Raw genomic sequence first — 13,725 nt, 5'->3', positions numbered from 1 at the left:
AAAGACGGTGAAGTTACCCAAGCGTATTGATTAAAGCCTCCAGGCGTTCGAGCTGCCCCCGAACCTCCTGTGCCAGGGCGGGGGTGACGCTCAAGCCCATCAACCGGCACTCAAGGTCAACAAAGGCCGTGGCCAGGTTTTCTGCCCGCACCGCGCCCAGGGCGCCGGCCATGCTGTGCAGTTGCTGGGCAACGGCATTGGCATCGGCACGCTCCAGTGCTGCGCGCACACCCTGTATATCGACCTGTAGGGTGCTGGCAAACAGCTCACGCATTTTCGGCGATAACTGCACCTGGTCCATCACGACGATGCCAGGCTCTGCCACGTTTGCCTTGCAATGCAGCAACAGTTGCTTGCGCAAGGTAGACAAGCTCAGTGGCTTGACCATCCAGGCGTTCATGCCGACCGCCGCGCAGTGCTCGCCTTCCTCGCGCAAGGCGTTGGCCGTGACGCCGATGATGGGTATATCGGCATCTTGTTGGCGCAGGGCCTGGGCCAGTTCATAGCCATTCATCAGCGGCATATTGACGTCAGTCAGCACCAGGTCGAACTGCCCAGGCCGCCACTGCACCAGAGCCTGCTCGCCGTTGACGGCGGTCACCACCGAGCAGCCGAGGGCTTCGAGTTGTTCCTTGATGATCGCTGAATTGATCGGGTTGTCTTCGGCCACCAGGACCTTCAGGTTCAGGCGTTGCGTGTGTTCGGGCTGCGCTGGCCGGCTCGGTCCTGTGCTGCCAGCCTGCGCCAGGCACACGGCCCAGGCAATCGCGCGTACATCATAGGCATCGACCTGCCAGGCGCCGCCCGCGTAGGCCGGCGGGTTTGGCCCGTCGGCGCTGGCGATGACCCGTGATCCAGGCCAGGGCGCATCTTTGGCGCTCGGCAATACATCCACCCACACGGCTGACGACAGGGCTGGTGGCAACTGAGGGCTGGCTTCCACGCCCAGGCGATTGAGCCAGGCGCACAGGTGCTGCGCCAACTCCGGCACTGGTGCGCGCACATAAATCGCAGGCGCCTGCGGCGCGAACTCGGGGCAGTCGGCCAGTGTGCCGGCTACCGGTTCAAGGTCCAGTTGCAGGGTAAAGCTGCTGCCCAGGCCAGGCTCGCTGACGACGGTCAGCGAGCCTGCCATCAACTCGCACAACCATTTGCAGATCGCCAGGCCCAGCCCCGCACCGGTTTGATGGCCGGTGCCGTGGACCTGATAGAACGGGTCGAACAACTGCACCTGCTGGGCCTGTGAAATGCCCACGCCCGAGTCGCTGACCTGCCATTGCAGGCGCGCCCGGTCGGCATCCAGTGAGCGTAGCCGCAGCACCACTCGCCCGTGGTCAGTGAACTTGATGGCATTGCTCAGCAGGTTGTTGAGAATCTGCCGGATCCGCAACGGATCGCCCCGCACCCGGTCCGGCACCGTCGCGTCGATGCAGGCATAGAGTTGCAAGCCTTTGGCCCGGGCAAAGGCGCTGTAGGTGCGCACGGTGTCCTCGGTCAATTCCAGGGGGCAGAAGTCCTGGGCTTCCAGGGTCATTTGCCCGGACTCGATCTTCGACACATCCAGCACATCGCTGATCAGTTGGAACAGCGTGGCGGAGGAGCGCTGGATGGTGTGCAGGTAATCCTGCTGGCGCGGTTGCAGCGGCGTCAGTCCGAGTAATTCCAGGGTGCCGAGTACGCCGTACAAAGGCGTGCGGATTTCATGGCTCATGGTCGCCAGGAAGCGGGTCTTGGCTTCATTGGCCGAGTCGGCGGCGTGGCGGGCGTCTTCCAGGGCAATCGCATCTTCGATATGCCGCGTCACATCATGGAAGGCACACAGCCAGGCGTCCTGGCCTTGATAGCGGGTATTGATGAAGGCCACTTGCAGATGGCGCCCGTCGATCTCCAGGTCGGCCTGGCCGGACTCGCTGAGGTTGCAGTGCTGGCACAGGGCATTGATCAGCTTTGGCGTGCCTTGCCACTGCCGCGCGCGCTGGTTTTCCAGCAGCACGTGATGGTCGCTGCGGCGTATCACGCACAGGCCGGCCGGTGCGGTATCGATCACGGCACGGCTGAAGGCTTCGCTTTCGGCAATGCTGGCGTGGGCCTGGTGGGCGGGCAGGATTACATGGTTTTTGTACCAGCGATTGAAGGCTCGGCCGCCGCCCAGGCCTGCCAGTATCAGCACGGCCAGGCACAGCAGCGGCCACAAGGCATAGCTCAAGAAACTCTTGAAACCGATGACATAGATCGCCGTCCAGGGTTGTGCATCGGGGCTGGTCAGCTTGAACACCAGCCCATCACGGGTGAAGTTCACCCCGTTTTCCAGGACTTTTCCTGCGTTCTGGGCCCCGGCCAGCACTTCGCCGGACGGTGCGATCAGGGTGAAGTGGTCGTAGATCGACCACTGCATGAGGCGCTCGATGTTATTGACCTGGGACGGTGCCAGCAGCGAGGCGACCAGTACATGGCTGCTGGCGCCCTGGATATGCAGGCTTGTCGGGGCCAGGTCAATGTGGATATAGGCGAGCAAGGTGGGGGTCACCGCGCTGCTGGAGGCGTCACCGAAGGCTTTCCAGTGGACTTGGTTGTCCGGCGGTTGGCGAGGGTTTTCGTGCAGGCTGGTTTCTACCCGGTGCACCACATCGGCAAAGGCCCCGCCCTGGATCTGCCCTGCATCACGCAGGGCACCGGCTGAAGGTACCGAAATATCAAAGTTGTCCGGCCCGTTGAACAGCAGAACCTGGGGTGACTGATAGTGCGAAGCCGACCAGAAGGCGCTGTAGAAAGCCGTCAGGTGGGCGGCCAGGTCAAACACCTTGGTGCGTTGGCTGGGGGCAATACGTGCCGGGTTGAGCTTCACGCTGTAAGGCAGGGAATAGCTGAACTCCCGGCCTTCATAAATATTCGGCCCCTGCTCGGGCAACGCCCTGGGTGTGGGCTGTGCAGAGGTCAACGGTGGCAACAGGTCGCCCTGGGCACTTTGCTGGGAAACCGTGGCAAGAAAGGCCTGTTGTTCCGCGATGTTTTCCATCAACCGGGCAAAGTGAAAACGCGTGGTGTCGCTCTGTTCGCCGATCATGCGTTGCACGCCCACGTAGCTGATCCCCGCCAGCACCAGCACCAGGGCGCCGAGCACCATCAAGCCTTTGTTCAGGCGCAGTGAACTGCTGGCCAGTTTCTCCAGGAAGGCATTGGGCTGATTCATTACGCGACCCGGCAGGCGGGAAGGGGAAAACGGTCGGACACAATGGCCTCTGAAATAAAGTCTCAATAGGTGCTTGCCGGACCGTCCTGGTTCAGCAACTGCTGGAACTGGTCTGAAGAGACCGCGTGGGAAATCAGGAAGCCCTGGACCTGAGTGCAGTCGATCTTACGCAACAGCGCAAGTTCTTGCGCGGTTTCCACGCCTTCGGCCACTACGGTCAGGCCCAATTGTCGGCCGAGGGCGACAATGCTGGTCAGTGCCTGTGCCAGTTCTTCGTTGTCGTTGCAGCCCTGGACCAGTGCGCGGTCGATCTTCAGTTCGGTAAACGGCGTCGACACCAGGTTCATGTACGAACTGTAGCCCTTGCCGAAGTCATCCTGGGACAGGCCAAAGCCCTTGATCCGCAAACGGCAGGCGCCGGCGTAGAAATTACTGATGTCCTGGGGCACCGAGCACTCCATCAACTCGAAACAAATGCGCCCGGGAATGCCCTGGTGTTCCAGGACGAAAGCGAGGATGCGGTCGGCCAGGTCATAGCTGTTGAGCAGGTGCGTGGGCAGGTTGATCGACACCGGGATGTCATAGCCCTGTACCCGCCAGCGGGCCTGGGCGGCGATGGCCTGTTCCAGTACCCGCCACAGCAGGCGCTCCTCCAGGCTGTAGGCCTTGAGTGCGGGCAGGAATGCACCGGGCAGCAACACGCCGTACTCGGGGTGGATCCAGCGCACCAGGGCTTCGGCGGCGACAATGCGCGCGTTGGCCAGGGCTTTCTTGGGTTGGAACCAGGCTTGCAACTCGCCGTTGTCCAGGGCTTCAAGAATGGCCTGGCGCTCGATGCCCGGCGCCGTTTCGGGCAGTACCACCTGGCGCAGGCCCAGCAATTGCTCGGTGAGGTTGCGCAAGGCTGCGATGTTCACCGGCTTGGATATCAGCCCGATCACATTCACTTGCAGGTTACTCGCCACCAGGCTTGCGCTCATCAGCATGCGTCGGGAGGCGGCGCTCATGATCGCCAGTGCCGGCTTGGCGCGCAGAGTGGCCAGGCCCTGGATAAATTGCACACCGTCCATGCCGGGCATCAGCAGGTCGGTCAGCACCAGGTCGAAAGTGCGCCGGCGTAGACAGGTCAATGCCTCTTCGCCATCGCGCGCCGATTCCACATGGAAATCCCCCAGCTCACTGAACAGATGCTGCAGGTACTGATGCTGGAAGGGGTGGTCTTCGACGATCAAAATGCTACAGCGATTCATGGAGGGCTCGTTCATAGGGAGCCAGTTCATTGAACAAGGCTCGCAGGGTGAAGGGTTTGACCAGGCAGTGATTCATCCCGGCCGCCAGGCATAAGGCTGCTTCGCCACGCATGGCGTTGGCGGTGGCGCCGATGATTGGCACGTTGCAGCCCAGGCGTCGTAGTTCCTGGGCCAGTGCGTAGCCGTTGAGCTTGGGCATGTTGACGTCGCTCAGCACGATGTCGAACGTTCCAGCGCGCCAGCGTGACAGGGCTTCTTCGCCGTCCGAGGTGAGTTCCACGGTGCAGCCCAGCTCTTCTAATTGATCGCGCAGGATCAGTTGATTGATGACGTTGTCCTCGGCCACCAGGATATGCAGGTGCAACTTGCGCAGATGGCGCTGCTCATGGCTCGCCTGGGGTGTCGCCACCGGTATGCCCTGGGCCTGGCTCACCGCGTGGTGAATGGCGTGCAGGTCATTGAGGTTGACTTTGCAGCCGCCCAGCATGATCTGCGGCACTGTGCAGCCGTCGCTGCTGGCCAGCACCAGTGGCCCGTTCCACTGCGGTGCCAGGCGTAGCTCGGCCTGGCCGGGGTGCAGCTCGATCAACAGGCCCGCGCCGGCCGGGTCCATGGCCGATGGCAAGCCGATCTGCGGGCGGGCGCCCCAGCGGCGCAACCAGCCGCTGACGGCCTCGGCCAGTTCGCGGACCGGCGACACCACGTAAATGACGTCTGGCAACAAGGCCGTCATGCTGGCGGGCAACACGTCTTTGGCGCACTCCACCAGCGGCAGGGTCAGGGAAAAACTGCTGCCCAGCCCGGTCTCGCTGACCATGCGCAGGCTGCCATTCATCAAGTGTGTGAGGCGCAGGCAGATCGGCAGGCCCAGGCCGGTTCCGGCCACTACATTGGTGTTGCCGGCGGTCTGGTAGAACGGGTCGAAAATAAACGGTTGATCGTCACCGGCGATGCCTTTGCCGGTGTCCGAGACCTGCCATTGCACGCTGGCGCGTTCGCCATCGCGGCTCAACAACGTGGCCCGCAAGACGATGCGCCCGGAGTCGGTGAACTTCACGGCATTGCTCAACAGATTGTTGAGGATCTGGCGGATCCGGCTGATGTCGCCGATGACCCGGTCGGGCATCTGTGGGTCGATGCAGGCATACAGGTGCAAGCCCTTGCTCTGGGCCGCCGCGGCATAGCCGTGGACCACTTCCTGGACCAGGGCCAGGGTGGAAAACTCGCTCAGTTCCAGGGCCAGTTGCCCGGCCTCGATCTTGGACACGTCGAGCACGTCGCAGATCAATTGCAACAAGGTAGCGGAGGAGCCTTCTATGGCTTGCAGGTAGCTTTTCTGTTGCGGGTCCAGATGGGTGCGGGCCAGCAGTTCCAGGGTGCCCAATACGCCATACAGCGGGGTGCGGATTTCATGGCTCATGGTCGCCAGGAACAGGGTCTTGGCCTCATTGGCGGCGTCGGCCAGTTGCCGCGCCTGCTCCAGCGCCGCTTCGATCTCGGTGCGCGTACTGATGTCGCTGAAGGCGCACAGCAACACGTCCTCACCTTTGTAGCGGGTGGGCGCACAGCTAAGGTACAGGTGGCGGCCGTCGGCGGTTTCAAAGTAATCGGAAAGCGTCGGCGCCTGGGTATCGAAGGCTTGGCGGATCCAGCCAGGGCTCAGCTGTTCGCGTTCACCGCTCTGGCCCAGCCATTGCTGGCACAGGGTGTTTTCCAGCACCACTTGGCCGTCGGTGCGGCGCAATACACACAGGGCCACAGGGGCGGTCTGGATCACGTCACGGCTGAACAGCTCGCTTTCCACCAGGGCCTGGATACGGTGGATCGCGGGCGCAATGAAGCGGTGTTCAATGCGGCGGGTCAGCAGCCACACCAGGCTGATACCAAACACACAGAACGCCAGGGCGCCGAGCAGTTGTGGCCACAACGATAACAGCACCGCACGCAGGTCGATGGAGTAGGTCAGTTGCCAGTCCGAGGACTTCAGCTGTTTGCGCAGCACCAGTTGCTCGGGCAGCCATCCATTGCCGACAAAACCAAAGAAATCATGTTGCAGCAGGCGCGGCAAGGCCTGGCTGGCCTGGGGCCGGGCGCTGTTGCTGAACAACGGCAACCCTTGGGAGTTGAACATGGTGAACTCCCCGGCGCTGTGATCGCTCAGGGTGTTGGAGACTTCGCGGTCATCCATTTCCAGGCCCAGCCAGCCGGAGTCCGCATCGCGCTCGTCCAGGCGAATGAAAATGTACAACTGGGAGTGGCCTTGGGTGCTTTGGGTCAGCCACAGTTCTTGCAGGGCGGGAGGGTTTACCTGTTTCAGGTGGTCCAATTGCTTGAGCAGGTCCTTTGGCAAATCACTCGCTGGCGGGGTGGCGTTGTACAGGCGCAGCACCTTGGCCTCGGCGCCACTGGTGACGTAGATCAGGTTGAGTTGCTTGTCCTTGAGGTAATCGCGCATGCGCTGGGTCAGCCAGATACTCCATTGCTTGGCGGGGCGGGTGCCCAGCAGCAGGTGGATTTCTTCGGCGGACACGGCGCTGTCGGCATTTTTAACGCGCCGGGTGGCCGACAGGCTGAGGCTTTCGAGCAGGGATTCTCGGGTGGTGAAAAACGTATGAGCTTCGGCAATGGCGCTGCTCATATAGCTGCGCCGCTGGGAAATTTCATTGTTGAACGTGAACAGCAGGAAGCTGTACACCCCACCCAGGATGCCCACCAGCACCACCAACGCAAAAATGCGCAACAGGCGGCGGGCGGCGTCGGGGGTAGACAGAATCGGGCTGATCTGGTGCAGGTAGGTCTTCAATCGCATGCCGGCACTTTAGGTGTCGCCGGGTGTAGGGAAAATCAGACGATCCTTAGTTTGCTACAGGTAGTTCACGATAAACGTCACGCTGGTGTTGCCGTTGCCGGCCTTGAGTTCAGTGCTGCCCAGGCGGTAGTAGGCCGCCGACAGCGGGATGTTGAAGCTGGTGCCGCTCGTGGTGAAAGCGTTGAAGGGATAGGTGGTATCCAGTGCCAGGGGCTGTCCGGCCTGATTCATCAATTGCAGGGCGATGTCCTTGGCGTTGGTCTTGTCGTTGCTGAGCGCAACAATGCCTTTGGCTGCGTCGATGACCGGGGTGTTGGCCTTGATCGAGTAGGTCACCTTCTTGATGCCGGTCTGGCACTGTTTCAGGGCAATGTTGAAGGGTACTCGACGTTGGGTGGGACCAGTCCGGGGGAAGTCTTCGAGGGTGTAGTCGATCCCCATGTCCACCGGGACGGAAGGGGTCTGGCAGGAGGCGCTGTTCAAGACGATGGCATTGGTCAGGTTGAATCTTTTCAGGATCAGATCATCGTCTTGCAAAGTGCCCAGGAGGCCTGCACTGATCCTGACTTTATCCGTCAGTTCGCCAGTCTTGATGATTTCCAGGCGCACCGACCCTGCACTGATCCCGTAGTTGGCGTTTGAGGGGATTGGCTGCAAGGAGAGTTCGTAGCGGTTTAACGAATCCATCCAGATACGGTAGGAGAGCCCGCTTTTGCCCAGGGGGAAGATCGATTCCCTGCCAGTGATCGTCCCGTGCGACGGATTGAGGAGTACGCCGTACTGCGAGGTTGCCGTGCATCTCCAGAGGTGAGCGCTTGCGGACAGAGTGTCTTGGTAGACCACGGTGCCATTGGGAGTATCGGCGGGTATCGTCAGGCCGGCGCTGGCCAGGCTGGCGCCGAAGTTGAGGGTTTGCGTGACGGAATCGGTGGCCGTGCAACTGCCCGCCATGGCGACTGAGGAGCAAGCCAGCGTCATCATGACGATGAAGGTGAGCAAGGGGCGCGGAAGTGTTGAACGCTGCATGAGGGGCTATACGTGCTGGCAAAGGAGGGCTACACGGTAATCACGCCATCCGCTGCTGCCTATCAGGTGATCCTTAGAACATACCGTTGAGTAGTCAATTGCCAAGCAAGCTAAGCATTTTGTTTGACATTCACTGCCTAGGCAGTAATATTTAGTCACATATTCGCTGCCTAGGCAGTAATAAGGTGACTTGCCGATGGATCACTTCACCCCGAAAAACTTCCACAACTGCCACCTCGGCCTGTTGCTGGGCCGCGCCGCGATCCTCAAGGACCGCATCATCGATACCCACATGGAACCCCACGGCATCACCGCCGCGCAGTTCAAGGTGTTGATCATCATGGCCCAGTTCGGCGTCGATACCCCGGCAGAACTGTGCCGCAACCTGTCCCTGGACAGTGGCTCGATGACCCGCATGCTCGACCGCCTGGAGCAAAAGGACCTGCTGGCGCGCAAGCGTTCCGAACAGGATCGGCGCCAGGTGCAGCTTGTGCTCACTGCTGAAGGCCAGCGCCTGGCAGACCTGTTGCCGCAGATCGGCGCCCAGGCCCTGAACCAGTTGGCCGGCGTGCTGGAGCCCGGCGAGTTGCAGACCCTGGAACGCATCCTCAAGAAAATCCTTATCGCGGCAGGTGATCCCATCACGCTGCAGCGCGTAGGGCGTACTGATTAACCCAAGGTACTTGTCATGGCGACTGCCCAAGCAAACAACACCGCTGAACCCCAACCCAACGACAGCAACCCGCGCAAACGCAAAATCATGCTGCTGGGCCTGACCCTGATCGTGGTCCTCGGCATCGTCGGTGTGTGGGGTTGGCACGAACTGTATGGCCGTTGGAGCGAAAGCACTGATGACGCCTACGTCAACGGCAATGTGGTGGAAATCACCCCGCTGGTCACCGGTACCGTGGTCAGCATTGGTGCCGATGATGGCGACCTGGTGCATGAAGGCCAGGTGCTGATCAACTTCGATCCCAACGATGCCGCCGTCGGCCTGCAAAGCGCCCAGGCCAACCTGGCGCGTACGGTGCGCCAGGTGCGTGGCTTGTACAGCAATGTCGATGGCATGAAGGCTCAGGTACTGGCGCAAAAAGCCCAGGTGCAAACCGCCCAGGACAACTTCAACCGCCGCAGAATCCTTGCCCAGGGTGGCGCGATTTCCCTGGAAGAACTGTCCCATGCCCGCGACGCCCTGAGCGCGGCGAGCAACTCCCTGGCCAACCTGCAACAGCAACTCAACACCTCCACCGCGCTGGTGGATGACACGGTGATTTCGTCCCACCCGGATGTGCAGGCCGCCGCTGCGCAATTACGCCAGGCCTATCTGGCCAATGCGCGCAGTACCCTGATCGCACCGGTCACCGGCTACGTCGCCAAGCGCACCGTGCAACTGGGTCAGCGTGTCGAACCGGGCACCGCATTGATGGCGGTGATTCCCCTGGACCAACTGTGGATCGACGCCAACTTCAAGGAAACCCAACTGCGCAATATGCGCATTGGCCAGCCGGTAGACATCGAGGCCGATCTCTACGGCAGTGATGTGAAGTACAGCGGCACCGTCGACAGCCTCGGCGCCGGAACCGGCAGCGCCTTTGCCTTGCTGCCGGCGCAGAACGCCACCGGTAACTGGATCAAGATTGTGCAGCGGGTGCCGGTGCGCATTCATATCAATGCCGAGGAGCTGGCCAAACACCCATTGCGGGTGGGTTTGTCGACCCAGGTGGAGGTCAATCTGCACGACCAGAGCGGCCCGGTGCTGGCGCAACAGCCGCCGCAAAAAGCCTCGTTCAGCACCAATGTGTACGACCGCCAGTTGAGCGAAGCCGACGCGATGATCACCCAACTGATCCATGACAACAGCGTGGCCGTGCCCAAGGCAGCGCAACGCTAATGAGCGATAACGCCTCCTTCACACCGCCCAGCTTGCTGATGGCCACCATTGGCCTGTCCCTGGCGACCTTCATGCAGGTGCTCGACACCACCATCGCCAACGTGGCGTTGCCGACCATTTCCGGCAACCTGGGGGTGAGTTCGGAGCAGGGCACCTGGGTCATCACCTCGTTTGCGGTGAGCAATGCGATTGCCTTGCCGCTGACCGGCTGGTTGAGCCGGCGCTTTGGCGAAGTGAAGTTGTTTTTGTGGGCCACCCTCCTGTTTGTGCTGGCCTCGTTCCTGTGTGGTGTCTCCACCTCGATGCCCGAGCTCATCGGGTTTCGGGTGCTGCAAGGCCTGGTGGCGGGGCCGTTGTACCCGATGACCCAGACCCTGCTGATTGCGGTGTATCCGCCCGCCAGGCGCGGCATGGCCCTGGCGTTGCTGGCGATGGTCACGGTGGTGGCACCGATTGCAGGTCCCATTCTCGGTGGCTGGATCACCGACAGCTACAGCTGGCCGTGGATCTTCTTTATCAACGTGCCCATCGGGATTTTTGCGGTGATGGTGGTGCGCTCCCAGCTCAAGAAGCGCCCGGTGGTGACCAGCCATCAACCGATGGATTACGTCGGGTTGTTGAGCCTGATCGTCGGGGTCGGGGCCTTGCAGATCATCCTCGACAAGGGCAACGACCTGGACTGGTTCGAGTCCAACTTCATCATCATCGGCGCGGCCATCTCGGTGATCGCCCTGGCGGTGTTCGTGATCTGGGAAATGACCGATAAACACCCGGTGGTCAACTTGCGGCTGTTTGCCCACCGCAATTTTCGCATTGGCACTATTGTGCTGGTGCTGGGCTACGCCGGGTTTTTTGGCATCAACCTGATCCTGCCGCAGTGGCTGCAGACGCAGATGGGCTACACCGCGACCTGGGCCGGGTTGGCCGTGGCGCCGATCGGGATTCTGCCGGTGTTGATGTCACCGTTTGTCGGCAAATACGCGCACAAGTTCGACCTGCGCCTGCTGGCCGGCCTGGCATTCCTGGCGATTGGCCTGAGCTGCTTTATGCGCGCCGGGTTCACCAATGAAGTGGACTTCCAGCACATCGCCATGGTGCAACTGTTCATGGGCATCGGTGTGGCACTGTTCTTTATGCCGACCTTGAGCATCCTGATGTCTGACCTGCCACCCCACCAGATCGCCGACGGCGCAGGCCTGGCGACATTCCTGCGGACCCTGGGCGGCAGCTTTGCGGCGTCGCTGACCACCTGGATCTGGATTCGCCGGGCCGATCAGCATCATGCCTACATGAGTGAGAGCATGAGCACCTATGACTCCGCCACGCGGGATGCGCTCAATGCCCTGGGCGGTGCCGGGCACAAGGCCTATGCGCAACTGGACCAGGTCCTCACCAGCCAGGCCTATATGATGTCCACCGTGGATTACTTCACGTTGCTGGGGTGGATGTTCATGGGCTTGATCCTGCTGGTGTGGCTGGCCAAACCGCCGTTTACCGCGAAGGCGGGGCCGGCGGCGTCAGGTCACTGATCTTGCAGTGCATGCGGTCAAACATGTGGGGGTGCCCCAACATTCACTGAGTCACTAAAGAACCACCACCGCGACCAACCCACACACCACCCCCATCAGCATGGTCAGCCCAGCCACCGTCACCAGCACCCGCGCATCGAAATCCTTGCGCAGCATCAACAGTGACGGCAGGCTCACGCTCGGCAGGGTCATCAACAGTGCCACCGCCGGCCCGGTCCCCAGCCCGAGGGCCATCATGGTTTGCACAATCGGGATTTCCGCCGCCGTCGGGATCACAAACAAGGTGCCGACAATCGCCAGCGGCACCAGCCACAGCAAGCTGTCGGCCATTGCGCCATCCACATGGGGAAACAGCCACACCCGCGCCGCGCCCAGCAGCAACACCGCCAGGATGTACACCGGGATGGTGCTCCAGAACAACTGCCACAGGGTGCGCAACCAGCGGCTGAGGAACGGCTGGGTCTCGGTGCCACTGACGTCGGCCACGGCCTCCAGCGCCACCTGTGGCACTTGCTCAGGACGAGCGATACGTTGGGCGATCAACGCTACCCCGATCACCAGCACGATCCCGGCCACCAGCCGCAGCGCGGCAAAGTCCCAGCCCAGGACAAAGCCCATGAACACCAGCGTGGCCGGGTTGAGCACCGGGTTGGCCATCCAGAACGCCAGCGCGGCCCCCACCGAAACCTGTTGGCGGCGCATGCCGGCCGCCACTGGCGCGGCGCAGCAACTGCACATCATGCCCGGCAGGGCGAACAGCCCGCCGCGTACCGTGGAGCCAAGCCCGGCGCGGCCGAACAAGCGCAACAGCCAGTCCCGTGGAATCAAGACCTGCAGCAACGAGCCGAGAATCACCGCCAGCACGGCGGCTTTCCAGATCGCGAGGAAATACACCTGGGCATAGGCCAGGGCCGCCGCCAATGGCGAGCCTTGCTGGTCATTGAGAATCGAGTTACCGATGCTATGGCTGTCGGCCGCGACGAAGGCCTTGAAGTAGTAGGGCGACCACTTCACGTAATACAGGCCGACGCAGGCCACCAACAGGAACAGCGCCGGTTTCCACCAGAAGGACCAGCCGCGTGCAGGGCTGGCAGAGGTGAGGTTAGACATGGTCAAGATCCGCAGATAAGTCGATAGCGACGCATCATACGCGGTCATGAACCTTGTAGGAGCCAGCTTGGTGGCGATAGCGGCCTGTCAGACGGGACGCGATCGCCGGCAAGGTCATGCATCGGCGTTGTTTACGTGCGTCGCATCCGGGCACGTGTGCAAGCCGTTATCCAGCCCTTGCTTGTAGTTGCGGCTGAGCAGGCTGGCCTTGCCGTTGTGCCAGGTCAGGGTCAGCACGTACAACGTGTCGAAGTCACCGCCGGACCAGTCTTCGGTGATGGTGTATTTCTCACCGACCGCTTCGCTCGCCACCTTATTGATCAACTCCGGCAGGTAGCCGTGGGACCAGGCCGTGTAGATGGTGGAGTTGTGGTATTTGTCTTCCATCAATTCGTCAGCCAGGTCGCTGGTATCGTTGGCCGAAAACTCGATGTTGACTGGTAGCCCAAGTTTGATCGCGCTGGGGCTGATGGTCATCAATGGACGAATATAGCTGTAGGAATTGTCGAACTCGCCTTCCTCGACATTGCGCGTCGGATTGGCGGCGAACACGAAATCGGCGGCGCCGAATTTTTCCGGCAGCACCGTGGCCAGGTTCATCGCGCGGTTGAGGCCCTGGCAATTGAGCTGGCCCAGGCCGCCGGCGGGTTTTTCGCCATGGCGCAGGAAGACCAGGGTCTGTACGCCGTTCTTCGGCTCGGCACTGCTTTCGCGAGCTTCGAAGGCCAGCATCAAGGCGCCGCCTACGAAGAACATCGGTAGCAGGTAGTAAGCATATCGTTTAAAGCGTTTACCAAGGCACAGAGGCTTGATTGTCATGAGGTTTCGAGTCTTCAGTGCTTCGGATCAAGACCGCAAGGCCCAGCCACAGCGACGCTCCAAGCATCGTGCGGTTTTCCATGAGTATGGCGGTATGCCTC

9 protein-coding genes are annotated in these 13,725 nt (G+C 61.4%); 3 read left to right on the top strand and 6 right to left on the bottom strand.

Annotated elements, in window-relative coordinates; all coding sequences use genetic code 11:
• Positions 1-13 precede the first annotated feature (13 nt).
• From FJD34_RS10900 to FJD34_RS10885, 4 genes are all read right to left on the bottom strand, one after another.
• Positions 14-3,190, bottom strand: a complete 3,177-nt coding sequence (locus FJD34_RS10900) for a hybrid sensor histidine kinase/response regulator (RefSeq protein WP_090290815.1) — start codon at positions 3,188-3,190, stop codon at positions 14-16.
• Positions 3,191-3,252: 62 nt separating this feature from the next.
• Complete coding sequence (gene pvrR, locus FJD34_RS10895; RefSeq protein WP_032860238.1) at positions 3,253-4,440, bottom strand: response regulator cyclic di-GMP phosphodiesterase PvrR; 1,188 nt, start codon at positions 4,438-4,440, stop codon at positions 3,253-3,255.
• Positions 4,427-7,249 (bottom strand): response regulator, encoded by a 2,823-nt coding sequence (locus FJD34_RS10890; protein ID WP_090290816.1) that lies wholly within the window; start codon positions 7,247-7,249, stop codon positions 4,427-4,429. Before FJD34_RS10890 ends, pvrR begins: the two co-directional genes overlap by 14 nt.
• Positions 7,250-7,303: 54 nt before the next feature.
• Complete coding sequence (locus FJD34_RS10885) at positions 7,304-8,275, bottom strand: fimbrial protein (protein WP_050593347.1); 972 nt, start codon at positions 8,273-8,275, stop codon at positions 7,304-7,306.
• A 196-nt stretch (positions 8,276-8,471) separates the two neighbouring features.
• Here FJD34_RS10885 and FJD34_RS10880 point away from each other — a divergent pair, with 196 nt between their 5' ends.
• From FJD34_RS10880 to FJD34_RS10870, 3 genes are read left to right on the top strand one after another with little or no spacing between them, the layout of a single operon-like run.
• A complete protein-coding gene (locus tag FJD34_RS10880; RefSeq protein WP_090290817.1) occupies positions 8,472-8,948 on the top strand; it encodes a MarR family winged helix-turn-helix transcriptional regulator in 477 nt (158 codons plus the stop codon).
• Positions 8,949-8,963: 15 nt separating this feature from the next.
• Positions 8,964-10,166 carry an efflux RND transporter periplasmic adaptor subunit gene (locus FJD34_RS10875; RefSeq protein ID WP_090290818.1) on the top strand — a complete coding sequence of 401 codons (1,203 nt, stop codon included), beginning with the start codon at positions 8,964-8,966 and terminating at the stop codon, positions 10,164-10,166.
• Complete coding sequence (locus FJD34_RS10870; protein ID WP_032860234.1) at positions 10,166-11,695, top strand: DHA2 family efflux MFS transporter permease subunit; 1,530 nt, start codon at positions 10,166-10,168, stop codon at positions 11,693-11,695. Before FJD34_RS10875 ends, FJD34_RS10870 begins: the two co-directional genes overlap by 1 nt.
• A 54-nt stretch (positions 11,696-11,749) precedes the next feature.
• On the opposite strand, the gene FJD34_RS10865 is transcribed toward FJD34_RS10870, so the two are convergent.
• Together FJD34_RS10865 and FJD34_RS10860 are read right to left on the bottom strand one after the other, a co-directional pair.
• On the bottom strand, positions 11,750-12,805 hold the full coding sequence (locus FJD34_RS10865; protein WP_090290819.1) for a permease: 1,056 nt from the start codon (positions 12,803-12,805) through the stop codon (positions 11,750-11,752).
• Between the two features lie 114 nt (positions 12,806-12,919).
• On the bottom strand, positions 12,920-13,624 hold the full coding sequence (locus FJD34_RS10860) for a hypothetical protein (protein ID WP_032860232.1): 705 nt from the start codon (positions 13,622-13,624) through the stop codon (positions 12,920-12,922).
• Positions 13,625-13,725 lie beyond the last annotated feature (101 nt).

The organism is Pseudomonas brenneri, assembly GCF_007858285.1.
Classification (GTDB): Bacteria; Pseudomonadota; Gammaproteobacteria; order Pseudomonadales; family Pseudomonadaceae; genus Aquipseudomonas; species Aquipseudomonas brenneri.
This window is presented reverse-complemented; position numbering and strand designations above follow the sequence as displayed.

Excerpts from the sequence above, each read along its gene's own strand:
- FJD34_RS10900 (WP_090290815.1), bottom strand. The coding sequence starts at position 3,190 with ATGAATCAGCCCAATGCCTTCCTGGAGAAACTGGCCAGCAGTTCACTG.
- pvrR (WP_032860238.1), bottom strand. The coding sequence starts at position 4,440 with ATGAATCGCTGTAGCATTTTGATCGTCGAAGACCACCCCTTCCAGCAT.
- FJD34_RS10890 (WP_090290816.1), bottom strand. The coding sequence starts at position 7,249 with ATGCGATTGAAGACCTACCTGCACCAGATCAGCCCGATTCTGTCTACC.
- FJD34_RS10885 (WP_050593347.1), bottom strand. The coding sequence starts at position 8,275 with ATGCAGCGTTCAACACTTCCGCGCCCCTTGCTCACCTTCATCGTCATG.
- FJD34_RS10880 (WP_090290817.1), top strand. The coding sequence starts at position 8,472 with ATGGATCACTTCACCCCGAAAAACTTCCACAACTGCCACCTCGGCCTG.
- FJD34_RS10875 (WP_090290818.1), top strand. The coding sequence starts at position 8,964 with ATGGCGACTGCCCAAGCAAACAACACCGCTGAACCCCAACCCAACGAC.
- FJD34_RS10870 (WP_032860234.1), top strand. The coding sequence starts at position 10,166 with ATGAGCGATAACGCCTCCTTCACACCGCCCAGCTTGCTGATGGCCACC.
- FJD34_RS10865 (WP_090290819.1), bottom strand. The coding sequence starts at position 12,805 with ATGTCTAACCTCACCTCTGCCAGCCCTGCACGCGGCTGGTCCTTCTGG.
- FJD34_RS10860 (WP_032860232.1), bottom strand. The coding sequence starts at position 13,624 with ATGACAATCAAGCCTCTGTGCCTTGGTAAACGCTTTAAACGATATGCT.